Source organism: Paenibacillus sp. LBL, assembly GCF_029893715.1.
Classification (GTDB): Bacteria; Bacillota; Bacilli; order Paenibacillales; family Paenibacillaceae; genus Paenibacillus_AQ; species Paenibacillus_AQ glucanolyticus.
The window spans coordinates 65,189-90,140 of sequence record NZ_JARXYU010000002.1 but is presented as its reverse complement, the minus strand read 5'-3'; the positions used below and the strand labels follow the sequence as shown (position 1 = coordinate 90,140).

27 protein-coding genes are annotated in these 24,952 nt (G+C 47.6%); 1 reads left to right on the top strand and 26 read right to left on the bottom strand.

Going from position 1 to position 24,952, the window contains the following annotated elements; all coding sequences use genetic code 11:
• Position 1: 1 nt before the first annotated feature.
• From M2277_RS05650 to M2277_RS05535, 24 genes are all read right to left on the bottom strand, one after another.
• Positions 2-1,045 (bottom strand): ABC transporter ATP-binding protein, encoded by a 1,044-nt coding sequence (locus M2277_RS05650; RefSeq protein ID WP_280754339.1) that lies wholly within the window; start codon positions 1,043-1,045, stop codon positions 2-4.
• A complete protein-coding gene (locus M2277_RS05645) occupies positions 1,042-1,851 on the bottom strand; it encodes an ABC transporter permease (RefSeq protein ID WP_036642335.1) in 810 nt (269 codons plus the stop codon). Before M2277_RS05645 ends, M2277_RS05650 begins: the two co-directional genes overlap by 4 nt.
• On the bottom strand, positions 1,851-2,771 hold the full coding sequence (locus M2277_RS05640) for an ABC transporter permease (RefSeq protein ID WP_148247005.1): 921 nt from the start codon (positions 2,769-2,771) through the stop codon (positions 1,851-1,853). The genes M2277_RS05645 and M2277_RS05640 overlap by 1 nt, the downstream gene beginning before the upstream one ends.
• 75 nt (positions 2,772-2,846) lie before the next feature.
• A complete protein-coding gene (locus M2277_RS05635) occupies positions 2,847-3,971 on the bottom strand; it encodes an ABC transporter substrate-binding protein (protein ID WP_148247004.1) in 1,125 nt (374 codons plus the stop codon).
• Positions 3,972-4,346: 375 nt separating this feature from the next.
• On the bottom strand, positions 4,347-5,168 hold the full coding sequence (locus tag M2277_RS05630; protein ID WP_228030028.1) for a PhnE/PtxC family ABC transporter permease: 822 nt from the start codon (positions 5,166-5,168) through the stop codon (positions 4,347-4,349).
• Entirely contained in the window at positions 5,168-5,953 is a 786-nt protein-coding gene (locus M2277_RS05625; RefSeq protein ID WP_036642330.1) for a PhnE/PtxC family ABC transporter permease, read from the bottom strand. The genes M2277_RS05630 and M2277_RS05625 overlap by 1 nt, the downstream gene beginning before the upstream one ends.
• Positions 5,943-6,731: a phosphonate ABC transporter ATP-binding protein gene (gene phnC / locus M2277_RS05620; RefSeq protein ID WP_006211085.1), complete on the bottom strand. Its 789-nt coding sequence runs from the start codon at positions 6,729-6,731 to the stop codon at positions 5,943-5,945. Before phnC ends, M2277_RS05625 begins: the two co-directional genes overlap by 11 nt.
• Positions 6,732-6,752: 21 nt before the next feature.
• Positions 6,753-7,778, bottom strand: a complete 1,026-nt coding sequence (locus tag M2277_RS05615) for a phosphate/phosphite/phosphonate ABC transporter substrate-binding protein (RefSeq protein ID WP_006211086.1) — start codon at positions 7,776-7,778, stop codon at positions 6,753-6,755.
• A gap of 140 nt (positions 7,779-7,918) precedes the next feature.
• Positions 7,919-8,620 (bottom strand): phosphonate C-P lyase system protein PhnL, encoded by a 702-nt coding sequence (phnL, locus tag M2277_RS05610; protein WP_148247002.1) that lies wholly within the window; start codon positions 8,618-8,620, stop codon positions 7,919-7,921.
• Positions 8,621-8,636: 16 nt separating this feature from the next.
• Complete coding sequence (gene phnM, locus M2277_RS05605) at positions 8,637-9,812, bottom strand: phosphonate metabolism protein PhnM (RefSeq protein WP_036642326.1); 1,176 nt, start codon at positions 9,810-9,812, stop codon at positions 8,637-8,639.
• A gap of 32 nt (positions 9,813-9,844) precedes the next feature.
• Positions 9,845-10,690, bottom strand: a complete 846-nt coding sequence (locus M2277_RS05600) for an ATP-binding cassette domain-containing protein (RefSeq protein ID WP_280754338.1) — start codon at positions 10,688-10,690, stop codon at positions 9,845-9,847.
• A gap of 50 nt (positions 10,691-10,740) precedes the next feature.
• Positions 10,741-11,589, bottom strand: coding sequence for an alpha-D-ribose 1-methylphosphonate 5-phosphate C-P-lyase PhnJ (locus M2277_RS05595; RefSeq protein WP_036642322.1), 849 nt, complete (start codon positions 11,587-11,589; stop codon positions 10,741-10,743).
• The gene (locus M2277_RS05590; protein ID WP_280754337.1) at positions 11,586-12,719 is read right to left on the bottom strand and encodes a carbon-phosphorus lyase complex subunit PhnI; all 1,134 of its coding nucleotides are present in this window, start codon (positions 12,717-12,719) and stop codon (positions 11,586-11,588) included. Before M2277_RS05590 ends, M2277_RS05595 begins: the two co-directional genes overlap by 4 nt.
• Positions 12,719-13,330: a phosphonate C-P lyase system protein PhnH gene (phnH, locus tag M2277_RS05585; protein ID WP_280754336.1), complete on the bottom strand. Its 612-nt coding sequence runs from the start codon at positions 13,328-13,330 to the stop codon at positions 12,719-12,721. Before phnH ends, M2277_RS05590 begins: the two co-directional genes overlap by 1 nt.
• A 13-nt stretch (positions 13,331-13,343) precedes the next feature.
• Positions 13,344-13,772, bottom strand: coding sequence for a phosphonate C-P lyase system protein PhnG (phnG, locus tag M2277_RS05580; RefSeq protein WP_280754335.1), 429 nt, complete (start codon positions 13,770-13,772; stop codon positions 13,344-13,346).
• Positions 13,773-13,775: 3 nt separating this feature from the next.
• Positions 13,776-14,495 carry a GntR family transcriptional regulator gene (locus tag M2277_RS05575; protein ID WP_280754334.1) on the bottom strand — a complete coding sequence of 240 codons (720 nt, stop codon included), beginning with the start codon at positions 14,493-14,495 and terminating at the stop codon, positions 13,776-13,778.
• Between the two features lie 39 nt (positions 14,496-14,534).
• Positions 14,535-15,170 (bottom strand): DapH/DapD/GlmU-related protein, encoded by a 636-nt coding sequence (locus M2277_RS05570; RefSeq protein ID WP_280754582.1) that lies wholly within the window; start codon positions 15,168-15,170, stop codon positions 14,535-14,537.
• Positions 15,170-16,024: a PHP domain-containing protein gene (locus tag M2277_RS05565; RefSeq protein WP_006211097.1), complete on the bottom strand. Its 855-nt coding sequence runs from the start codon at positions 16,022-16,024 to the stop codon at positions 15,170-15,172. Before M2277_RS05565 ends, M2277_RS05570 begins: the two co-directional genes overlap by 1 nt.
• A 274-nt stretch (positions 16,025-16,298) precedes the next feature.
• Positions 16,299-17,540 (bottom strand): MFS transporter, encoded by a 1,242-nt coding sequence (locus tag M2277_RS05560; protein WP_280754333.1) that lies wholly within the window; start codon positions 17,538-17,540, stop codon positions 16,299-16,301.
• 148 nt (positions 17,541-17,688) lie between these two features.
• Entirely contained in the window at positions 17,689-17,967 is a 279-nt protein-coding gene (locus M2277_RS05555; protein ID WP_148246996.1) for a DUF6171 family protein, read from the bottom strand.
• Positions 17,968-17,975: 8 nt separating this feature from the next.
• Entirely contained in the window at positions 17,976-19,469 is a 1,494-nt protein-coding gene (locus M2277_RS05550) for an alpha-N-arabinofuranosidase (RefSeq protein WP_280754332.1), read from the bottom strand.
• A gap of 198 nt (positions 19,470-19,667) precedes the next feature.
• Positions 19,668-20,414 carry an amino acid ABC transporter ATP-binding protein gene (locus M2277_RS05545; RefSeq protein ID WP_006211100.1) on the bottom strand — a complete coding sequence of 249 codons (747 nt, stop codon included), beginning with the start codon at positions 20,412-20,414 and terminating at the stop codon, positions 19,668-19,670.
• 15 nt (positions 20,415-20,429) lie between these two features.
• On the bottom strand, positions 20,430-21,089 hold the full coding sequence (locus tag M2277_RS05540) for an amino acid ABC transporter permease (protein WP_280754331.1): 660 nt from the start codon (positions 21,087-21,089) through the stop codon (positions 20,430-20,432).
• 156 nt (positions 21,090-21,245) lie between these two features.
• Positions 21,246-22,013 (bottom strand): amino acid ABC transporter substrate-binding protein, encoded by a 768-nt coding sequence (locus tag M2277_RS05535; RefSeq protein ID WP_280754330.1) that lies wholly within the window; start codon positions 22,011-22,013, stop codon positions 21,246-21,248.
• A 281-nt stretch (positions 22,014-22,294) separates the two neighbouring features.
• Here M2277_RS05535 and M2277_RS05530 point away from each other — a divergent pair, with 281 nt between their 5' ends.
• Complete coding sequence (locus tag M2277_RS05530) at positions 22,295-23,023, top strand: hypothetical protein (RefSeq protein ID WP_280754329.1); 729 nt, start codon at positions 22,295-22,297, stop codon at positions 23,021-23,023.
• Between the two features lie 130 nt (positions 23,024-23,153).
• Here M2277_RS05530 and M2277_RS05525 read toward each other — a convergent pair whose 3' ends face one another.
• Positions 23,154-23,669, bottom strand: coding sequence for a hypothetical protein (locus tag M2277_RS05525; protein ID WP_006211104.1), 516 nt, complete (start codon positions 23,667-23,669; stop codon positions 23,154-23,156).
• A gap of 352 nt (positions 23,670-24,021) precedes the next feature.
• Positions 24,022-24,951 carry a manganese-dependent inorganic pyrophosphatase gene (locus tag M2277_RS05520; RefSeq protein WP_036642302.1) on the bottom strand — a complete coding sequence of 310 codons (930 nt, stop codon included), beginning with the start codon at positions 24,949-24,951 and terminating at the stop codon, positions 24,022-24,024.
• Position 24,952: the final 1 nt, after the last annotated feature.

The window sequence follows — 24,952 nt, the reverse complement described above, 5'->3', positions numbered from 1 at the left end:
TTTATACTCCTTCCTTCTCTAGCTGCAACAGTTGAGAACGATCCAAGGCAAGATTCACAAGGCTCTGCTCTCGAATTCTCAAGGATCGGCCATCATTAAGCGCATCTACGATTAACCTTACGCCGGCGGCATCAATGGTATAACGAATAATATTGCCCAGAGTGGATATCGAATGGACAGTACCCTCAACGATTTGCTTATCTTCACGCGATGCTTCACTCAATGTGTCCGCACCCACCAATAGTAACGCCTCAGGCCGAATGGCGAAGCTATCCCCATCACCATTCGCCTTACCGAATAATTGCAGTACCTCGGGACGAGTCAACACGTTATAGCTTCCCATGAACTGCGCGACAAACTCTGTGCGTGGAGTTGTATACAGTTCTTCCGGAGTACCCTGTTGAACGATGCTTCCCTTATTCATCAGGCATACCCGATCGGATAAAGTTAACGCCTCCTCCTGATCATGAGTCACGAAGATCGTTGTTATATTGAATTTCTTCTGAATCTCACGAATTTCCGACCGCAGGTTTTTTCGGATTTTCGCATCCAGAGCACTAAGGGGCTCATCCAACAGGAGAACCTTAGGCTTAACTGCAAGTGAACGGGCAAGCGCGACGCGCTGCTGTTGACCTCCCGACAGCTGCTGGGGATAAGCATCCCGTTTTTCTCCAAGATCAATAAGCTCCAACAATTCAGCAGATCTTTTTCGTCTGGCTTCCTTGGAAGCTCCTCTCATTTTCATCCCGTACTCTATATTTTCGCTGACCGACAAATTCGGAAACAGAGCATAGGATTGGAATACCATGCCGATCTCACGGCTCCGGGGCGGCAGGTTCACGATGTCCTTACTATCAAGGAAAATATGTCCGCCATCGAGGTCCGTCAGGCCGGCAATGCAGCGCAGCAGCGTACTTTTTCCACAGCCGGATGGACCGAGCAGCGTAACGAGTTCTCCCTCACGAATATCCAAATTCACATTATTAAGCACCGGAGTATCCCCGAATTGTTTGCGGATGCTTTCAAGCCTCAAATATGGTTTCATCCTGATATCCCCTTGTTCACTTTTTTGCCCAGCTTCATTAGGATCATAGACAGCACCAGAATAAACAAAAAGTAGGAAATCGCAATGGCACTGGCCAAATGCCCGTTTTCGTTGACCCTTTGATACAGATAAACCTGGATGGTCTGAATATGCCCGCCAACCAACATGTTCGTTAGAACGAATTCACCAAATAATACGGAGAACGATAACAATGTAGAAGTAACGATCCCTGGCCAAATATTGGGCATAATTACGGTTATGAAAGCTTTCAATCGACTGGCGCCTAGCATCTCAGCCGAGTTAACCAGTTCAACCGCAGACACAGTTAATAGACTGTTACGAATCCCTTGATACATGTAAGGCAAAATAATAATGAAATACGCACCGATCAAAATATACGCTGTGCCTGCAATAGGGATCGGCCCCGAGGAATAGGCCCGAATCAACCCTACCGCTGCAACGACGCCGGGCACGGCATAAGGTAGGACAACAACTCCCTTCATGAACGACTCCAGCTTGGGCAGATAAACGGTAATAATAAACACGGCTGGCAGCATAACGGCGAGGCTCAGCGCCACACTAATGATGCAGAGATATAGCGAGGTCCATAGGGCTTCCATAAACCTAACATCCTGAAGCATCTCCTTGAACCAGGACAGCGTCCAGCTCTCCGGCAGGATCGTTGCCTGCCATTCCTTCGCGAACGCATAAATCAACGTAGCAAGCAAGGGAAGCAGCAAATAAACCATCAAGAGGAGCATTAGTGATCGATGGCCCCAGCTTGCCTTCTTTCTATGGGTTTCCATTACAGTTCCTCCTTCACTGCCGAGGACTTAAGCTTGGGAAATATCCGCAGGCTCCTGGTGTTCTTTGTTGTAAATCCGGATTGAAGCATCTTTGAACGCTGTGTCATTTTATGATTAAGATACACTGCCAGCAGCGTCGATAAAGCCAGTATAACCGCGAGTGCATTGCCGAGCTGCGGCTCATTGACCACATCCCCCGCGACCAATGATCCTATCCGAACTGCAAGTAAATTGTAATTGCCTCCAACCAAGGCATAGGCTGTTGCGTATGCCCCCATCCCGTTAGCGAACAAAATTCCCAACGTACCGAAAACAGCAGGCGTCAAAATAGGCAGCCCGATCGTTCTCCAAAACTGCCATTTGCTTGCGCCTAACAGGGAAGCCGCTTCCTTCCACTGTTCCCGGATCCCGTAAAAGGAAGGGTACAGCAGCAATAAAGCAAGAGGTATCTGAAAGTACACATAAACCAGAACAAGTCCTGTCCAGCTATATAAATTGAAATCGGCGAACACGCTCCAGCCCCACTGCTTAAAGAGCAACGTAAACACCCCATTGCTGCCAAGCAGAATAATATAAGCGAACGCAAGCGGAACACCAGCAAAATTCGATGTCATATTAGACAGCATCAACAACCGATCCCGCATCTTTGGCGAGAATCGCGTAATCGAATAAGCGCAAATCAGTCCGGCTGCAATGCCAATCACGCTAGAAAAAATGGAAATCAGCAAACTGTTCTTAATCGCTTTCAAATAAAATTCGCTATGGATAATCCTCGAATAATAATCAAGCGTAAAGCCCGAACCGTTCCCTTGACTAATGCTTCCCGTCACCATCGACAGGATTGGAGCTAACTGAAACAGGACGATCATCACTACAAAAGGGACTAGCCCCAGTAAAAACCATCGATTCCTACGACTCATGCCCTCACTCTCCTTCTTATAAAAAGGGGCGTCGTTCGTCTGAAGACGAAGACGCTCCACCTTTAGGCCTGCTCATTAGTTCATATGAACAAGCACGCGTTCCTGCCAAAGCTGCGGAAGAGTCTTCGCGGTTTCTTCCCATACCTTGTAATCGTTAACCGGCTTCACGTTGGTATAAGCTTCCGCAGGCAAAAGCTTGGCGGCTACCTCTTCAGGAAGCTGTACGCTGTCACGGATCGGTCTCGCATAACCTTTAGCCAGGTTAATCTGGCCTTCGTCGCTCAAAATATGTTCACGGGCAAGCTTGGCGGCATTCGGGTGGGGAGCATATTTGTTGATAATCGTTGCATAACCGCTGACAACACTGCCCTCTTTAGGAATAGCTACGCTGAATTTATCCGCACCCAATTGATCCCTATAGTTGAGAGCGTTAAAGTCCCATAACAGCGTGACTTGAACCTCGCCCTTCTCAATGTTGGCCAGTGAAGCTTCTGCATTGGACAGACGACCCTTCTTCGCAAGCTCTTCGAAGTAAGCTATTCCCGGCTCGATGTTCGATTCATCGCCGCCATAAGCCATTGCTGCCGCCAATACGGCCATTTGCGCTTGTGCTGCCTTCGTTACATCGCCAACAATAATTTTATAGTCGCCGTTCTTGAGATCCTCCCAGCTTTGCGGTGCCGATTGAACAAGCTGTGTGTTCGTAAAGATCGAGATAGAGCCCTGGTAGCCAACGATCCAGTGGCCTTCATTATCCTTAGCCCAGTCCGGAATTTCATCCCAATAGGAGGTTTTATAGGCCTGCGTAACCCCCTTATCAACCGCAACCGGTCCGAAGGCAATACCTACGTCACCGATGTCGGCAGTAGGCTTGTCCTTCTCCGCCTCAAATTTCGCGATTTCCTCTGCACTCGACATGTCCGTATCTGTGTGTGTAAGAGAATATTTGCTCTTCAGATCCTCCCATGTATCCTTCCAGTTCGCCCAAGAATCCGGCATGCCGACGCTTACAACAGAGCCTTCTTCCTTCGCCTTGGCTTCCAGATCGGCTACTGAAATTTCTTCCGCAGCAGGATTAGCGCTCGTATCTCCGCTTGTAGTTGCTTCTTTGCTGTCTGAACCTCCACAAGCAGCCAGCATCAAAACAAATAAGCTTAGAACAAGACCCAATGCTAACTCTTTCTTCAACCAATATTTCATGTTTTTTCGCACTCCCTGTGAATTAATGTGGGTTTATCATATATTTACGTTGTTTTTAACCCTCTTAAAGTATAGAAATTGACTGTTTCCGCGGGATTAACTAAAGTGATTACATTTATTAATTGCCGGTAAAAGAAGCAGGTTTTGTATTAGAAGCATAAAAGGAGTGTTAAAAGAGAAGGCGCCAGGAGTTGAAACCGCAACATTAAACTTAGTCACTTAAGTCAAAATGGCATAAAACAACAATGTTGTGATGACCTCGGTAATAAGAAGTTTTTTTCACTCATTCAAAAAAAAGAAACCCTGAAAGGGCATGAAGCCAGTCAGGGTCTTACGGTATTAGGGCTTGTCTCTCTGGATTCCTTTTGATCAATTTTACGCATTAAGCCGAAGCTTGCGCTTCAAACGGGTTGCGAATACTTCCAATAATATTGCAAATAACAGCATAAAATAAGTAATAATACCGACTTCTCTCAGATCGTAATAGAATACGCTCGCCATAAACATATCATATCCGATTCCGCCTGCACCCGCTGCAGCACCCATCGCAACCGCTACGGTAAAATTAATTTCAAATCTTAAAAACGTCCAAGAAAGCAGGTAAGTCATCGATGAAGGGAGCACTGCCTGAAATACGATCTGCCACCAAGTGGCTCCGCTCGCCTTCAATGCTTCGATCACTCCGTCATCCATCTCCTCGAACGATTCGGAGTAAGCTTTGACCAAATATCCGATAGAATGGAAGCTCATACCGATAACTGCTGCTACGCTCCCGAGTCCGGCGGCTACGGCAAAAATCAATACCCATAGCACCGTCGGAACCGCTCGGATGACGGCAATAATACCTCTAATGATATTAGAAGTTGTTTTTGACGCCAAATTCCGGGCGGCAACCAGGGCCAGAAAAAGTGAAATCGCGGCTCCTAACATTGTTGTCAGGATGGCCAGCCCAATCGTTATGAATAGCTTGGAAATTAATTCAACAAAAGTAAAGTGACTAAAATGCGGCTCCAAAAACATCGTTAGAAACGTCTGCCCTGTCAAGACAATGCCATCAAATACATGTATTCCTTTATAATCAAAAGTAAAAAAGCCCAGTAGGGTCACCAACACCAATACAAGCAGCGTCATTCGGATAACCAGCGTTGCCTTGTTGAATGATTTCACCTTGATTTTCGTTTCGGATCGGGTAATCATTACAGGATCACCCTCCTGACGTAATTTGATAACCATTCTATCAAAAGTATCGCGATGACAATGACAACTACGACGAGACTGGCCGCATGGTAATTCAAACTTTTGTAGTACAAATCAAATGCGAAGCCTATGCCCGTTCCGGTGAGGATGCCTACAAGCGTAGCCTGACGTATGTTGGTTTCAATCGCAAACAACACCCAACTAATCATCTGAGGCATGGTAGATGGAACGACCGATTTAAATACGATTGAGAAATATCCTGCACCAGTAGCTTTAAGGGCCTCAACTGGACCGCCGCTTACTTCATCAATGGTTTCCATAAAGGCCCGGGTCAAAAAGCCAAATGATCCGAAAAACAACGCGAAATATCCAGTCATCACATTCTGTCCGAAAGAGAAAAGCAGAATCATTGCCCACGCTGAAAAATCAATGTTACGGAAAACGATTGCAATCCCTCTGCTAATCACTCCGAGAAACACATTGAATCGGGTCGTGTGAGCGCCGAAGATAGCGAACAGGAAAGCAAAAGCTCCTCCTGTCACAGTTGCGGCGACGGATACGAGCAGCGTCTCCCTTATTTTCTGCAAAATGTCAGGGAGCTTCTCGAATGATTCTACATTCGGGTAGAAATTCGTAAAGCCCCAGACAATCGCCTTCGGAATAGAGGTGAAACCCTTAACCGGATCATATTCTGTAATGACGCCAGCCACGAAAGCAATAATAATCAAGAGTCCGAAGTATGCAAGAAAATTCATCCTTTTTCTTAGAAAAAAGTTACCCAGCATTTTCACCTCCGAGGTCAAACAGAAGATCTCCCGTTTCGGAGCCGTAGATATTGTGGATCATATCTGAAGTCATTTCTCTCGGCACTCCGTCATAGATGATTCTTCCCTTGTTTACCCCGATGATTCGATCGGAATATTTTAATGCAACATCCACCTGGTGAAGATTCACGAGTACGGTAATCCCCAGTGTAGTCGATATTGTTTTAAGATAATCCATAATGGTTTTGGACGCGTTCGGGTCCAAAGAAGCAATTGGTTCATCGCAAAGCAAGAGCTTAGGCTCTTGCACCAGTGCCCGGGCAATACCTACGCGCTGCTTCTGACCGCCGCTTAGCTGATCGGCTCTCTTGTAGATTTGGTCCTGCAATCCGAGCATGGCCAATATTTCTACAGCTTTCTTCTTTTCCTCTTCGTTGTACAAACCCAGCATACCGGCCAGTGTCGACTTATAGCCAAGCCTGCCGTGCAGCACATTCTCGATAACGCTGAGTCTGTTTACCAAATTATAATGCTGAAAGATCATGCCGATCGTTCTTCTGACTTGCTTCAACTGCTTTTTACCCAACTTTGTAACGTTCACATTCTGGAACACAACTTCTCCGCTGCTTACCTCTATCATCCGATTGATGCATCGAAGGAGAGTGGATTTCCCCGCTCCCGATGGTCCGATGATGGAAACAAATTCGCCTTCTTGAATGCTGAAGCTGACGTCGGACAAAGCTGTGCTCCCATTGCCATATTTCTTCGATACCCGTCGCACTTCCAATAATGCTTTCATTTGTTTTCCCCTTTGATGCGATTAGTTGGACAATTCTCTGATCGGGTTAAACCATGCGTCATCAACCGGAAGCAGTTTCTCGTCTCCGGATTTCGCGAAAATGCCTGAAAACCCGGAATCCTTCGGAACGAATACTTTCGGATTATTTGTAACTTCGTCAGAAGTCAAAGCCGCGAGCAGTTTGTCCACCGTAGCTTGATCCACGTTGTCTGTATTCACTACGAATGGAGAGTTCAACACCGGAGTAACCGAAATCAGTTCAAACTCTTCTCCCTTGAATGCATTGAACGGTTCTTCAGCATCGTCCTTCACTTTGTAAACGGCTCCCGCTCTGTTCTCCTCGCCGTCTACCCGTTCAACATAGTTATTTACGCATGAATCGCAAAACGCCGCTACATCTGCTTTGCCGTTCAGCAAGTTAACTGCGGAACCTTGATGGGAGTTGCCGTAAAGCACTTCACTGAAAAATTTTCCATTGCCGCCTTCCAGCAGGTCATCGGCTTTCAGTTCTTTATACGGATCCATTTTGCTGAAGTACCCTACGATACCGGACGATGGTACTTTAAAGCCGGAAGTGGAGCTTGTGGACACGAAGGACATTTTCTTGCCGGCAATCGGATCGATTTTAAATCCGTCACCATCCTTGTATTCGTCTTCGTTGCCTTTCTTAACAGCCAGCCAGCTGTAGTAAACAGCATCGTCCAATGTTCCTGATGATCCGCTCGGTACGACAAGCGGCAAAACTTTTTCGTTTTTATCGTGAGCTTCGATATAACCTTGAGGACCAAAGAACGCGAGATCGGCGTTGCCGTTTGCAATCGCTTCAATCGTAATAATATAATCGGTTGTCGTCTGATGCTTTACTTGCTTGCCGGTCGCTTCTTCGATCACCTTACCGATTTCATCGCGAGCTTCTCCAAGATCGGCGCCGGATTCATTCGGTAGCCATGCAATGGTAAGCGTGTCGCTGCCAGCCGAATTGGACGAACAACCAGCAAAAATCGTTACTATAACTAAAGCCAGGATAATAGACAACAATTTTTTCACAATAGTCACCTCTTCTAATTTAAACTGATTAAGTTAGCCTAATTAGCAATGCCTCGCAATTAATACAATATAGATTACATGTTATATAGGAATTAACTTATATGTTTACTTTTATTAAGAGGAGTAATAATTCCCATTTATTAAATAGCGCTAAAAATTCCGTTCTGCATGTTGTATTCGCGATGACACAAATTTTTCATGAACTCAAGATCATGGAAAATCCCCAGCATCGTTGTCCCTTCGCGCATCAGCTGTTCCAGCAATTCTCTGACCTTGATCTTGGAAGCATTATCGAGGCTTGCCGTCGGCTCATCCAGCAGCAGCAGCCTCGGATGCTTCACCATCGCTCTGGCTATGTTAAGCCTCAGCTTCTCTCCCCCGGAGAATGTTGCAGGGTAGCTGTCCCACAAATATTCATCCAGTTCGAAGTGGGCCAGCATATGTTCTGCCTCCTGCTTCGCAAAGTCTTCCTCGTTTCCCATCTCGACAATGGCCTGCTCTACCAGCTCTCTTGCGGTTGTGCGGGGCATTGCATTTAAAAATTGAGACACATATCCAATTTCATGTTTCCGCAAATAAACCATTTCCCGTTCCGATGCCTCTGCTAAATTCATCCGGCCGAATCTCTTCGAGATGTACCAGATGCTGCCTTCGTTGATGACATATGTGCGATAAATACTTTTCAAAATTGTCGATTTCCCGCTTCCGCTCTTCCCGGTTATTCCGACAAATTCGCCTTCCTGCAGCTCGAAATCAACACGATCAATGGCTTTAATATGTTTATCCAGATTGTGAAGCATAAAGGATTTAGACAAATTATGAATGCTCAGTATAGGTTCCACTAAATTCCCCCCCGGTTTAACGGTAATTGGTTTTTTGAATAAGTCTTCCATCGACGAACACCGCTGTAATTACCGGAAAGTTCGGTTCAATTTTTTCGATAATTAACAAGTCTGCTGTCTTGCCTTCCCGAATCGAACCAAGCTCATGATCCAGCTTGATCGCTTTGGCAGGATTCAGCGTAACCAGCTTAAACATCTCGACCAGATCCATGCCGTGCTTGCGGTTCATTTCAAATACGGCGTGCAGCAATGCGGCCGGGTAATAATCACTGCACAGAATATCGATGCTACCCGCCCGGATCGCCTCCGGCGCAGATAGATTTCCGCTATGCGAGCCGCCCAGCAGCACGTTCGGCGCGCCGGCAATGGTAAACATTCCGTTCTCCTTCGCCTTCAATGCAATCTCAAGCGTGATCGGGAACTCACTGATCACTGCGCCAAAGCTTTGGACAAGCTCGAGCTTCTCAAGCGAATCGTCATCATGCGAGGCAATCGTAATCTGATGCTCCCGGGCAAATTGCGCAAGTTCCCGGATGCCGTCGATTGTAAGCTTCTCTTTCTGCTGATGCCTTTCCAGAATCTGTGCGATCTCTTCATCGCTCTTATTGCTGTAGCCCTTGACCGTAGCACGATATATTTCCAAGTTTCTGTATTGTCCCTGACCCGGTGTATGATCCATAAAGGATAATAGATGCACTTTCTTCTCTGCGATAAAAGTTTTCAAATTCGCGATCTCTTCAACGTTGTCGATTTCAAGCCGTGCGTGGAAGCGGTGGCGAACCAGATGCTTGCTGTGATGGGTTTTATCGATAATATCAATTAACTGCTTTACGTTTTCCGTTTCACGGATCGGCTTATAAGCATACTCCGTGTCTTTAAAGAGGGAAAGCGAATGATACATGGTCGTGATGCCATGCGTAATCAATTCCTTCTCCGTCTCCCTAACGCTTAAATGAAAGTCCATTAAGGATGTCGGTCTGGGAGCTGCCATATGCTCAATGTAGTCGGAATGCAAGTCAATGAAGCCCGGCGAGATATATCCGCCTTCGGCGTCAATCACCTGAATGGTTTCATCCGGATTGAATTCTCCTTGTTTAACCACTTTTTCAATGCGGTTGCCGGCGATCAACAGATCGAACCCTTCCAGTATGGCTTCCTCCGTTATGATTTTTCCACCCGTGATGAGATACATATTTCCCCCTACTTTCATCTGTTGTCTGCCGATTATAACAGCGAGTGAACCAATTGCTGCGTATACCGATGCTGCGGGTCCTCCAAAATCTGATCCGTCAGACCATACTCTATGACCTTGCCATCCAGCATGACCATCGTCCGGTCGGCCAGCATCCGGATGACGCCAAGATCATGCGAAACGATAATCATGCTGATGTTCAGCTCTCTTTGCAGCTTTTTAATCAAGTCAAGCACGTTTGCCTGCACCGAAAGGTCAAGTCCGGTTGTAACCTCATCCAATAGCAGAATCGGCGGGTTGTTCGATAGCGCCTTTGCGATTTGCACGCGCTGCTGCATGCCTCCCGAGAAATTTTTAGGCGGTTCCTTCATCCGGCGGATTGGAATATTCACATGCTCCAGCAGATCGCGGCCTCTCGCTTCCATCGCTCCGACATTTCTGCCACCGGCTGCGATCAGCTTCTCCGCAATATTGCCGATTGACGAGAAGCCCATCCGCAGGCCAAGCATCGGATTTTGATACACCTTCCCCATCTGATGATTGCGAATATAACGCTTTTGTTGTGAGGACTCCTCGAATATGTTGGCCTCGCCGTTCTTGTAGCTGGCAATAAGGGCCTCACCTTCGGTAACCTCCTGATCGAAATACAAGCATTGCATCAGAGTAGATTTCCCGCTCCCGCTTTCCCCGACGATACCGAATACTTCCCCGGGATACAGATCGAACGAAATGTCACGGCATGCGTATACGGTGCCGCATGTCGGACAGTAGTTTTTAATTAATGAATCCGATTGTCCCGAGCTACAATGAATACAGCCGGGTCCGAATTGCTTGCTTAAGTGGTTAACAGATAATATCGGCCGGTCAAAATCATCCATGTTGTATTACCTCCTATACATTTTGCTGCGTTTTTAGGTTTGCCGGAAAATTAATGATTCGCCGGTCGAGCGTTTAATCGGGAGATACAATAGCTGGTATCATTGCATTGATGATACGTCTCCCCTGTTCCCTCATCGATCAGTTCATCCAGAAACACTCCTGTAGCTCCGCACTGCCAGCAGCTGGCTCCCTCAAAGCTTTCGGCCTCGAACGGATAATCGTCAAATGCCAAAGATACGACCTTGGTGAATGGAGGAACGGCGTAAATCTTCTTCTCCCGGCCTGCGCCAAGCAAAATCAAAGCTTTCGAATAATTCATTTTCGGATTATCAAAGCGCGGAATCGGGCTAGGGGCCATCACGTAGCGGTCCTGCACCATGACGGGATGGTCCGCGCCTGTGGACATATGGCCGTACTTCATAATTTGCTCGAACAGCATCAGCCATGCGCCGCTGTATTCCTGCTCCGCATGCAGCCGCTGTGTTACGAACTCGCTTGGCTCATAATAACGAAGCGGCTCAGGCAGCGGAACCTGCAGGATCAAAATCTGATGCTCCTTCAGGGGAACTTCCGGAATACGGTGCCGGGATTGAACGACAGTTGCGTCCTCCGTGTCATCTACGGTTCGCACCCCTGTTGTCTTGGTAACCAGTTTCTTGATATTGACTGCGTTCACCGATTCGTCCGCCCCTTGGTCAATGACCTTCAGCATATCCTTCTTACCGATCAGGGACAGGGTGAGCTGCAAGCCGCCGGTACCCCAGCCCCGGCCAATCGGCATTTCCCGTGAGGCAAACGGCACCTGATATCCCGGAATCGCGATTGCCTTTAGTGTCGACCGTCTAATTTCCCTTTTGGAGCCCTCGTCAAAAAAAGCAAAATTGTAAGCGATATTCATTCGCTCTTCTCCTCCTCAGCACCAGATTTGTCTGCCTTTTTCGTCTTCCGCGCACTGTCCAGCTTCGATTGAAAGGTGACGTAATGCGGCATTTTGAGGTGGGACACAAATCCTGTTGCCTCAACGGAATCAATATGATAGAGCACAAACTCTTGATTTTCGGTAGGAAAGTCGGGATTCTTGCTGCCAAGGGTGTTATCCAATATCCCCATGGCTATCGCTTTGGTCTCGTTCTGTCCATAGCAAATGCCGTATCCGATCTCCAGTTCAATCTCCTTCTTGCCATGCTCTTTCTTGACCGTAACCGGAATGAGCATTTCCACCTCAGTGACTTTGACATTGCCGATAAAATAAGCGTCGTCCGGGTCAAGGCTGCCTACCGGATTATCTACATAGACGGGCAAATCTCCGACACGGAGCTCTCCGACCGTCGGGTGCAATTGACCGTAGCCCCGCAGAGAGGCGTAAGCGAAAGAAGTAACGGTTCCTGTCTGCCCCCTCGTCAGTACCTGTAACCTTTCGCTGCGGCTGGCCGGAAACTTCAGGCTCTTGCGCGTCACGTCATCCGGTTCCCGATCATCATTCTCGCAATCCGCAATCAAGCCCTCTTTCCGCAAATAATCCAGCACCTTCGGCAAACGTTGCAAATCCGTTTTGTCCATATCCTCTGCAGACGTATCCTGATTTTCGAAATCCGCCAGCCAGCCCATAACTTCTTCTTCGGTTTCATTCATAAGATCGAAATCGATTAATCTATGGATAAAATCCGTCGTAGCACCTAAAATTTGACCTCCGGGAATATCTTTAAAGCTTGCCGAAATCCTGCGTTCCACCTGCATGTCATCGGAATGAACCGTTCTGGAATAATGTTTGCGGGGCAATGTGGAGCGATAAGCCCTCATCAGAAATACAGCTTCCTCCGGATTGCCTTCCGCCTGCTTAATAGAGATCGCCGCCAGTATTTCGCTGTAGAGGCTGCTCTCCGACATAACCTGATCAATCAGCCCCCTCATGCCAGACTCAATAGAATCGACCTCCAGCACCATGCCCTTTTTTACCCGCTCGTATTTCAAGCGCCGGATCGATTCCTCGATCGCCATCGTTCCGCCTTTGACTGCTACATAACCCATTAATTGTTCACCTTCTTACTGATTTGAGTGGTCCGCGGCAAACATAACGTCCGGGAGTCACGGTCGACAAAGATCATATCAATGCCCAATGGATACTCGATGTTTCTCAAATCACGCTCATCCAGCCAGCTTCCCCGGCTTTCGCTTCCACAGGTGGAAACCTGCACGTGATGTGTGTCTTCAATACCCGGTCCGGACAGAACCAGTCCATTGTCATTCGTAATCTGCTCCGCCTCTACGATAAATGTCGCCGATGCATGAGGATGGATCAAATCGCCCGCTTTGGCTTTACGTATCGCCTCTTCTAACTGGAATGAATTCGCATCGTTAAGCACAAAAATGAAATCAGCTGCTGCCGTTTCTGCTGCCTTCGCATACGTCAACTGGTTGAACAGCCTGACAATCTCTTCTTCCTTTTCCGAAATAATCTTGAAGGTCACTTCCGTATCGAGCAGCACTGCCGCCAGCAGCACTGTCGCATCAAAACAGTTCAATTTCAGTCCAACTTTCCCTGCAAGCTCACCAAGCTCGCTGATCAGTCCGGGTCTGGACATCGAATCCATCAGTTTTCTGTACGCAAGCTGCGTATCATGCACGAGATCTAGTTTCATCTGCCGCTCTCCCCTAGTTTCCGTCGTCCATCGTTTCAAAGTTTACTTTCGTTTGCAGAACTTTGTGCTGGAATGCCTTTTTCTTATGGTTGATGACTTCTTCTTCGGCCAGCAATACTTCCGTCCAATGCTTTGTTTCTTCAATTCCGGCCTGATACGCCGCGTCAATGACGGCAAGCTGGTAAGCAAGCTCAGACTCATGCCCTTTAACGAGTCCCAGTCCCATCGCTTGGCCAATTTGCACCTTGCTTTCTGTTACGAACACTTCGCCCAGATAGAACAAGCTTTTTTGCGATGTTTCTCTTACCTTCATCATAACCAACCCGTTATTGGGCTGTTCAAGCGTATTTACTTCATAATGGTCTATAATTTGCTGCGCCAATCGGGCTGGAATCTCTCTTGAGCCATTGATCAAAATTTCGGTCCGTTGTCTCCGCTGCATTCATCATTCCTCCTCATGGGACGGTTTTATGATATAAGTAAAATAGTCGCTTCTATACAAAACTCGCGTATGCTCCAGCACTTTGCCGGTTCGCTCATCCACGCAGCCTGATTCCAGCACCAACAGAGGAATCAGGCTGGAGCATTCCAGCAACTCGCGCTCGCTTTTCGAAGGAAAGGCGATGCTTATTTCAGTAGTTGTCGATGTGTAATCGGTATAGCCCTTGCTGTTGTAATAATCGAACATCGACGTAATCTGTCTGCCTTCGGCCGCGATATCATCGAACACGCTTTCCGCTACATATGAAATATGAAATGCAATAGGCCGCCCATCAATCAGCCGAAGTCTTCCGATACGGAATACCCGAATTTCCTCGCCGACCTGAAGGAACTGATAAATTTTCTTGTTGTGCGAAATCTGTTCGCAAAAAATATTGCTTGATTGGTAGCTGAAGCCAAGCTCTATCATTTTCTTGCTGAAACTGACATTCGAGAGAACAAGCGGAATTTGCTGCTGTCTGTTTCGGACATAACTTCCTTTGCCTTGCTTCGAATAGATGTAGCCAAGCTCATGCAAGGTCGTATACGCTTTGCGGACAGTCATCCGCGGGATTTTAAACAAATCCGCCACCTCATTCTCGGATGGAAGCTTGTCATCAGGCTCATAAATACCGGCACGAATATCGAATATGAATTTATCGACGATTTCCTGATCTTCCGACATCGATGAACCCTCCCTGATTACTAATATTCTGAATTTGTATTACACTCCATACTTGACGATAAACGATTGAATATCGTTGAATTCTGCGAACCGTTCCTCCAGAACATTGCGCGGCCAATCCCACCATGCAATCTGTAATAATTGATCCACAATCTCAGGCTCAAATCTCATTCGGATCATACGGGCCGGAATGCCAACCACGATGGCAAACGGAGGTACATCCTTCGTAACTACGGAGCCGGAGCCGACAACCGCCCCCGTTCCGATGTGAACCCCCTTCATAATGATTGCACCGTGCCCGATCCATACGTCATGTCCAATCGTGACCTGGTTCGTACGCCGCCAATCGAAGAAAGCCTCATCATCGGTATCCGAGAAATCATACATTTTCCGACGATAGGTCATATGATGCTGTGTGACCCGATCCATCGGGTGCTGGACCGGATTGATGCAGGCATGGGACGCGATATTGCCGAACTTGCCAATCTCGGCGTAATTCACCGTAACATCATCCATCGTGTATGTGTAATCCCCGAAACGGGATTCGAAAATCTTATTGGAAGGCCCGACAGACGTCCATTCTCCAAAATGACTGTTAACGACATCGCTTGTCTCATGAATATGAAGCCCAGTCGATAGCTTCGTTCCGGCATGGGGACAATGGATATGATGCATCACAGGCCAACTCCTTTTTTAGCTTTTAAGGCATTGAGGCTGTTGATAACCGGATTCATGCTGCCGAGCGCAATTTCCTTCTCGCCATAGTAGCCGTGAAAATCCGTTCCGCCAGTCATAATCAGCCCGTATTCAGCTGCATAGTCTTTCGCTCTCGCCACATCTTTAGGCCCGTGCAGTGGATGCCACACCTCGATGCCTGCAAGTCCGCTCTCTACCAGTTCGGGCACAAATTCAAAATTGCGGTACTGTCCGGGATGAGCAAGAACCGGAATTCCGCCCGCCTCCAATACTGCCCGGATCGCCGTCCGTGCATCAACATATTTCATCGGGACAAAGGCAATCCCTGGAGCCTTTCCGTTCTCGCCGCGGGCGAACAGCTCCTTGTACAAATCCCCATAGATGCTGTCGGTGTAACCATTGTCGATCAGAGCATGCATAATATGCTGTTTGTAAACACCCGTTCCGTCTTTCGCATAAGTCTCGATTTGCTCCCATGTAATCTTGTAGCCTGCTTCGATCAGCCGATTGGTCATCACAAGAGAGGCTTGATGGCGCATTTCCCGCAATGGCTCGCAGATCTCCTCCAGCGCAGGATGCCCCTCTTCGATATAGTATCCCAGAATATGGACTCTACGATTTCTCTCAAAGTCGTAAGCCGAAATTTCCATTCCGGGAATGATCTCCACTCCGCTTTTAACGCCGGCTTCTACCATTTCCCCCAAACCCTTGGTCGTATCATGATTCGTAATTGCCAAATAGCCGACACCTTCCTGCTTGGCTAAAGCGACGATCTCGCCGAAAGATAAGGAGCCATCCGATATATTCGTATGGCAATGCAAATCTACTTTCATCCTGTGTTCCCTCCCCTGAGTTAACTGGTTCGTTGTCATCCTAACTTGATGCCAAGTTGCAAGGGTTATGCCCGTGTAAAATTGCTTATGATTTATGTAAAAAGTATAGAAACCAAGCTTGCATCAACCGAAATATACCAGGGAAGCAAAAAGGCGACCTTCATTCCCTACTACTGGGAAATGAAGGTCGCCTTTTGTTTCATGAATTTAACTGCCCCGTCAAACTACGACTTTTTCAGTGGCCTTATCCAGATACGGCTCTTTTTATAACATTTTATGAAAAGTTGCTTCCGCTCGATTCTGTCGCTAAAGCCGAATTCCTCTGCAACCTCAGAAGCGTGAACGACAACCCTGCGGATATCGCAATACAGATCGAACCCACAATATACACCATACGAATGCCGAGTGTATCGGCTATTAGACCAATAACAGCAATTGATAAACTCGTGATCGTAGAGAGCAGGATATAACGTGAAGCGTATACTTTCGGCAGCATCTCATGATCTACACTGGATTGGAAAGCCGTTTGCTGCGCCACATCCCTCAGCTGATAGGCTGGTCCCATCGCAATGCACAGGATCAAAGCCACAATCGGGATACTGTTCAGACCATACCACAGGGTAAGCAAACTGAACACCGCTGAACCTACAGCCATGCATGGAATCAGATTTTTCTGGATAAAGGAAGACAGCAGCAGCAGCAGTAACCCACCCACAATGGCGCCCACATAATAACTGGCGTTAATAAATCCCCACCAAGCTTCGCCTTGATGCAGCACTTCCTTGACATATACCAGCGTGATCGCTCCCACCCATATGGTTCCGGCAATCCCTTCAATCATATCCATGATCGTGACGATTCTTAATGTAGGATTTCTCCACAGGTAGAACCAGCCTTCACGAATCACTTCCCAGCTTGGTTTTGCTCGTCCAGCCGCAGCCGTTTCCTTCGCCTTCATGGAGCGCGCTGCGATCCAAAGGGACAAGACGGATACCCAGATGAGTACGCAGCTCATGATTAAAGTCGGCATATGTCCAAACCGTACAACTAGAAAGCCCGTAAAGGTATACCCTGCAATCTGCAAGGATTGGCTGGTCACGGATAGTGAGCTGTTGGCCTTAACCAATCGGTCAGGTGCAACTAATCTCGGAACCATGGACTGGATGAGCGGGTTTCCCCATCCTTCGGTAAAAGCAATGAACAAGATGAACATACACAATATGGAAACCTGAGATGATATGTATGGGAATGCAATGACCAATCCAGTTAACAACAGAGCTTTCATGACTTGAAACCTTACCAGAAGCTTGGAGAAGCCGAATTTCTCCATGACAAGTGGAGCCGTAAAGCCGGCGACAAACCGTGCCACTGCGTTAAACAGCGGGAACAACGCGGCAATAAAGGCCGAGCCGGATTCCTGATACATAAAGGTGGTCAGTACCATGATATAGACAACGCCTGCCAGCGAAATGCTCGAATGCGCGGTCCAGTAGTATAGAAAGCCCCCTCTTTTCATGTTCACACCCTATCCCTATGGTTCTGATCTTTTCTCTATTAGTCATAACATAGGTTGTAAGTTTATGTAAAGATGATTGAAGTTGTCCCATACTAAAAAAGCCTGCTCCCATGACCCATACATGAGAGGCAGGCTTGACTATAATCTTCTATGAAGCGCTACTGGCAACCGACCAACGGTCTTGCCCCGGATATGGGCATCTCTTGTCTTTCAGCTTTGCTGCGATCTGTACGATGCAGCCGCACAGCGTGCACGTCGTGTCCCCTTGCAGCTTTGGACAAGAGAAGCACGCACGAAGACGGGTTTCATACTCCTCATCCGGCACGCACCGGTCCGATGCAAACATCGGGGAGGATAGAACGCGTGCGATTTGTTTATCGCTGATCCGGTAATCGTCATGACAACCTTTACACCGATGATCTGTCATAACTTCGCTTATTCCGCCGTAATCTCAAGAACGGTGACGGACATCGGCGGGAGCTTCGCATATAACACGTCCCCTTGCAGTTCAAATGTTTCGAATGGTGTCGGCTTGAGTACATCCGGTGATTCAAAGGTGTTATGAGCGTCCAGCGAGCCGGAAGCAAGCTGCTGTCCTGTGATTCCGGACACCGCTCCGCTTAAATCCCGAAGTTGAATGCTCACATCACTCTGCTCCACATGGCTCACATTGCACAAGCTTACATGAATTTTACCAGCTTGATCTCTAGAGGCTGTCACCGATACTTGCGGAATCTTCTCGCCGTCCATCTCATAATCGGCTCCGCTGTAGTGGGTGGCAAGGCGTTCGGCATCCTGATGCACTTTATACATATCAAACACATGATAGGTCGGAGTAAGGAGCATCTTCTCACCTTCCGTCAGGATGACGGACTGAAGCACATTAACGATCTGCGCAATGTTCGCCATCACGACCCGGTCATTATGCTCATGGAAGATATTCAGCGTTAGACCGGCCACCAAAGCATCGCGAATGGTATTCTGTTGATACAGAAACCCCGGATTGGTGCCCGGTTCAACATCAAACCAGGTCCCCCACTCATCCACGATCAGGCCAATGCGCTTGTTCGGATCATACTGGTCCATAATGGCGGAGTGTCTTGTGATCAGCTCATCCATGTGAAGCGCCTTCTTCATGGTAGTGAACCATTCCTGTTCGCTGAACCCGGTAGCAGCGCCTTTACTTGTCCAGAATTCGCCCGGAACGGTGTAATAATGAAGGCTGATGGCATCCATGAATGGATGGGCTTCCCTCATCACGGTTTCCATCCAGCGATAATCGTCTACATTCGGACCACAAGCAATCTTATAGATTTTGTTATCGCCATAGTTCCGTACATAGGTCTGATAGCGTCTATACAGATCCGCATAATATTCCGGCCGCATATTGCCGCCACAGCCCCAATTCTCGTTCCCCACGCCAAAATACTTCACGTTCCAAGGCTTCTCACGGCCATTCTCCTGACGCCATGCCGCCATGGGCGACACGCCGTCGAAAGTCATATATTCCACCCATTCCGACATCTCCTGTACCGTACCGCTTCCGACATTGCCCGATATGTATGGCTCGCAATCCAAAAGCTCGCAGAGACGCAGGAATTCGTGCGTGCCGAAGTGATTGTTCTCCACAACGCCGCCCCAGTGCGTGTTAACCATTTGCTTGCGGTTCTCGCTCGGACCAACGCCATCCTTCCAGTGATATTCGTCCGCAAAACAACCGCCCGGCCAGCGCAGCACCGGAATATTCAACTGTTTCAGCGCCTCCAGGACATCATTGCGGATCCCTTCCGTATTTGGAATCGGTGAATCTTCCCCAACCCATATCCCTTCATAGATGCAGCGACCCAAATGCTCGGAAAAATGACCATAAATATTGCGATTGATCTTACCTTTTGACAAATCTGAATGAATGGTAATGACATGACTCATGGATTAACCCGCTCCTCGCTGTTGTTTTATAGATATTTATATGAAACAATTTAACAATCTCTAAAACAATGATATCGATCAAATCCGATTCCGTCAACCAATAAATTAAACGCTTTCACTAAAAAATTTAACTTTTTCGCAGAAAAAAAAGACCGGCAGTAAGCCGATCTTCCGATTCAGCTTCAAGCCAGTCTATCATTAGCGCATCGCCCGGTTTAAGAATTCCCGGGTACGGTCCATCTTCGGTTGATGAAATAGTTGATCCGGGCTTCCGGACTCCATGACCTGTCCGTTGTCCATAAAGATGATCCGGTCGGCTACTTCCTTGGCGAAACTCATCTCATGGGTCACAATCACCATCGTCATATGTTCCTCGGCCAATTGCTTAATGACCGCAAGGACCTCACCCGTCAATTCCGGGTCCAGTGCTGACGTCGGTTCATCAAACAGCATAATGTCCGGATTCATCATCAGGGCTCTCGCAATCGCAACACGCTGCTTCTGTCCCCCCGACAGATTCCCGGGATATACCTCTGCTTTTTCGGATAAACCGACCTTTTGCAGAAGCACAGCGCTATTGGACCTGACTTCTTCCTTGGTTAACTTCTTGACATGTTTAGGTGCAAGTCCCAGGTTCTCCTGTACGGTAAGATGAGGAAACAGGTTGAAATGCTGGAATACCATCCCCATGCGGGAAGTGATGGCTTTGATCTGCGAGTGATTGGAATACACGCCATCCTTCACAAGGTATTGATCCTGTACCTTGATGGATCCCCCGTTGATCTCCTCCAGATGCACCAGGCTGCGGAGCATGGTGCTCTTTCCTGAACCGGACGGACCGATGACGGCAATCACTTCATTCTTTTGAATTTCAAAGCTGACGTCCTTCAGCACATCCAGATGGCCGAAGGATTTTTTCATATGGGATACTTCAATAATGGCCATAACACGACAGTCCTTCTATTCGTATTTAAATCGTCGTTCCAGAAATTTAAAGAACAACGTCAGCACCAGCGTCATCAGCAGATAAATGACACCCGCAATAAAAAACGGCATAATCGTAAAATCACGATTGACAGCAGTATAGGCAAAATGTAAAAGTTCCGGGACAGCGACCGCATACAGCAGCGCCGTATCCTTTACCAGCGTAATCGATTCGTTGGAGACTGCCGGAAGTGCCACGCGAAACATCTGGGGCAGAATGACCTTCGTGGTTGTCTGCCATTTGTTCAATCCCAGCACCTTGGACGCTTCATACTGTCCTTTGTCGATCGCCAGAAGGCCCCCTCTGAAGATTTCCGCAAAATACGCAGCATAGTTTAATACAAATGCCAGGCATGCCGCAACAAAGCGGTCCAGCACGAGATATTCTCCAATGACCGGCAGCACCGGCAGCCCAAAACAGAAAAACAGCATCTGGAGCAGCAGCGGCGTTCCCCGAAACACATAGATGTACGTATTGGCAAGCCAAGCCAGCGGCTTGATGGCACTTCTGACCATTAACGTGAATACAAACCCCAGCGGGATGGATGCAATGATTGCAATAAAGAACAATATTATCGTAGTCTGAGCACCCTCCAGCATCGGTTTGCTGATTTGAACGATGTAATCCATACTCATATATCCCTAACTCCTATTGGAAAAACTTCCTTCACCCTTGAAGTTCTTCAAAGATATCGTTAACTGATTGATTGGAACACAAAACCGGAGCCTTTGATCAAAGTCCGGTTTCATGGAATTCCTATGGAAGGATGGGTCGCATCCTCATGGGTTGACTTACTTCAGCACCTTGTCTTCGCCAAACCATTTCTCGGAAATCTTAGCTGCCGTGCCATCAGAGTTCATCTCATCCAATGCTTTCTGCAGGCTTTCCAGCAGCTCTTCGTTGCCTTTCTTAACCCCGATCCCATATTGTTCCGGGGCAAGGGACTCCTCCAGGATCTTGTATGTTCCCTCTTCCTTGGACATGTAATATTTCATGACCACTTCGTCAATGACTACGGCATCTACGCGCCCATTCTTCAAGTCGCTCAGAGCCAGCACATTGTCCGGGAATTCAGAGATTTTCTCCACCTGGGCATGAATTTCATTGGCACTTAATGCATCCGCTGCCGAAGACAACGACTGCAAGCCAACCTGCTTGCCAGCTAAGTCTTGGATTGAGCTAATAGCCGAATCGGACAATACTGCTACAACCTGACTGTTCTCCAGATATGGCTTCGTAAACAGCACTTTCTCCTTACGCTCATCGGTGATGGTGTAGCCATTCCATATCAAATCAATGCGGCCGCTGCTCAACTCGGATTCCTTGGCTTTCCAGTCAATGGGCTGGAATTTCACTTCCTTGCCCATTTTCTCGGCGGCAGCACGGGCATAATCAATATCAAAGCCGACAATTTCATTGCTCTCATCGCGGAATCCCATCGGCGCGAATTTGTCGTCAATCCCGACAACCAGCTCATTACCCCCGCCTGACGAGCTTGAGCAGCCAACCACGGTTAATAGAAGCATAAATCCTGCTAATACGGATGCTATCTTTTTCATCAAAAAAATCCTCCTCGTTGGCATGAAACGCAGTCATATTCAGGATGTATATAAATCCACATCATATGTAAACTGCTTTTTCACTTTAACACGTTATCAAGACTCCATGATAGCATATTAGCAGAGAAGAGTCGATAGTTTCATAGAATGGTCAATTTGATGCGTGAAAATTCAATTTATGTATTTTCATCCCATTTTAAGGTTATTTTAAGGATGATTTCAGTTTAGCGGGAAAGAATGATGGCTGTAAGACCCCACACCAAGAAAGGCGGTAAACAACAATGACAACCCACTTGAAGTTTATGAAGCGAATGGTGTTTCTCACTATCGCTGTAGTCATGGGCCTCGCTTATCTTCCTGTCTCCGTTTCTGCGGATGAACTGGCCGGACAGCAGACCGAATCACCAGCTGTTCCCTCTTCCAGGGACGAGAACGGGCAACATAAACCCGGTCATATGTTTAAGGCACTCTCGGAGTTTCTGAAGCTGGAGCCTCAGGTTCTCCGCGATAAACTCAAGACCTCCTCGCTCGCGGAAATAGCCAAGGATCAAGGTATTTCCCGGGAGGCGATCAAAGCCAAGGTAATCGAGCTGCTAAAAGAAAAAATCGCCTCCCATCCGAAACAGCTTGGCAAATCCGTCGATTACGCTGCGGCTGCAGATAAGCTGCTGGATGCCAAGGGCGGATGGCAGAAGCAGCGGATGCATCAACGTCATGGCAGACTGATCTCGGATAGCGAGGAGCTTGCCAAGCTTCTGAAGACAACACCGGAGGAACTCAAGCAGTCGCTCCAATCCGGAAAATCGCTGGCTCAGATTGCGAAGGAAAGGGACGTGCCTGTCCAGTCCGTCATTGATCAACAAGTCCAAGCCATCACAAAGCGCCTGGATCAGAAGCTGTCGGAAGGCAAAATGACAAAGGAAGAATATGAGGAGCGCAAATCCAAAATTGCTCCGTTTGTCAGTGATGTGGTGAACGGGAAACTCCAACCGATGAAACATACCCGCTAAGATTCACAAGCTCACGCCTGGCACCTATAAAATGGGCAACGCAAAAGCCGCTCCATCGGTTATCCCTAACCAGTGGAGCGGCTTTTATTCGTTAGCTTCTATCATTGTTTCTTAATATGTTCCATATGTTTTAAGGCACGTATTGTTGTATGATCTTCACAACGACACCATCTTCAACGGTAATATGAAACGGGAACCATTTCATGTCAACGATGTCGTCCTTGTGGTAGATGTCCGTGAACTTGTTCAAACTCACCATCTGATTCCAGGAAATCTGCGCATCCTCATATCGCCCGGTATGATCGTACAGCTGAAGCAGCACTTCTGCATCATCGGCTACCGCAAGCTCAATCTGCTCTTCCGTATCGTTTACGATATAGTATCCATCCGGAGCTTCTGTCATCTCGGGATCCTGCTCACGCTCGCGGAATATCTGATTCGCTTCCTCGCCCTCGTACCATTTGATCGGATCGACCGTCAGGTAAACCTTGCCGTCTCTAAGCTCAAGCCCGTTTATATAGGCAGTTTCCTGATTCGAAGCTTTCGGAACCGGCTCATAATTGTTGCTCGAGGCTACGCCAACGGTTGTCATCATGATGAGTACAAGCAGCATCATCGCTCCCAAACTCCAAGCCGACTTCTTCATCTTCTCATCGCTCCCTCTCGTGCTTCTATCGAATAGGACTGAATCCATCGGGTCTATCCCGGCATATTCACAACGTTCACAGCATTCTAATTTATTTTTAAACCAAATGCTGGGACTTGAAACTCTTTACTATGTACTTCTCGGTTGTATCTTCATTATACGAATCCGACCTCTAAAAAGGATGTCAATTCGATGTAATTTCATTACAATATTTCAATCTTCGTAAGCGCTTATCACAACAACAGCGATTAAATCTACAATGCCCTGAACGGTAAACACTAAAAAATGACAAAACAAGCCTGACCCGCTGAATGAATCAGCGATGGTCAGGCTTGTGCTTACATCATCTGAATTATTGATTAAACGCCTCAGTCAGAACAGGAACGATCTGCGATTTGCGTGACACCACGCCTTTAAGAAGCGCCTTGTTCTCCGACAGAGACACATTGTACGCTTTCTCAACAGCTTTGGACTCTTTGCCAAGGGCAAGAGCGATCGAATCGTTGTTCAAAATATCCGTCACTACGAACACAAACAGATCCAGATTTTTATCTGCGATAATGCCCTGAATGGCATCTTCGAGCTCGGCTTGACGGGACAATACATCATTGGTGTCAACCGCATTAACCTGTGCGATTTCAACTTTAGCTCCGCCCATTTGGAATTCCTTGGCGTCGAGTGAAATCAATTGAGCGATCGTTTTGTCGCTCAGATCTGCGCCTGCCTTCAGCATGTCCAGACCGTAGCTGTCTGCATCCACGCCAGCGATCTCAGCAAGCTCGCGGGCAGCAGCGATATCTTCATCCGTGCAAGTAGGGGATTTGAACAATAAGGAGTCCGAGATGATGGCAGAGAGCATCAGGCCAGCAATCTCCTTACGAACCGTTACACCCTTTTCCTTGTAAATCTTGTTCAGGATGGTAGCTGTGCAGCCTACAGGCTCGGCACGATAGTACAGCGGATGGCTTGTCTCAAAATTCGCGATACGGTGGTGGTCAATGACCTCAACAACGCGAACCTGATCTATATCGCTGGCGCTTTGCTGACGCTCATTATGGTCAACAAGAATAACCTCGTCTGCTTCATTCGCGACAGTCTCAACGAAACGAGGTGCTTCAACCTTGAAGTAATCGAGCGCGTATTGCGTTTCCCCATTTACGTCTCCAAGCCGTACAGGCTCAGCGGAAAGACCCAGCTGGTTTTTCAAATCAGCATAAGCAATAGCAGAGCAGATGGTGTCCGTATCCGGATTTTTGTGTCCAAAAATTAATGTTTTAGCCATA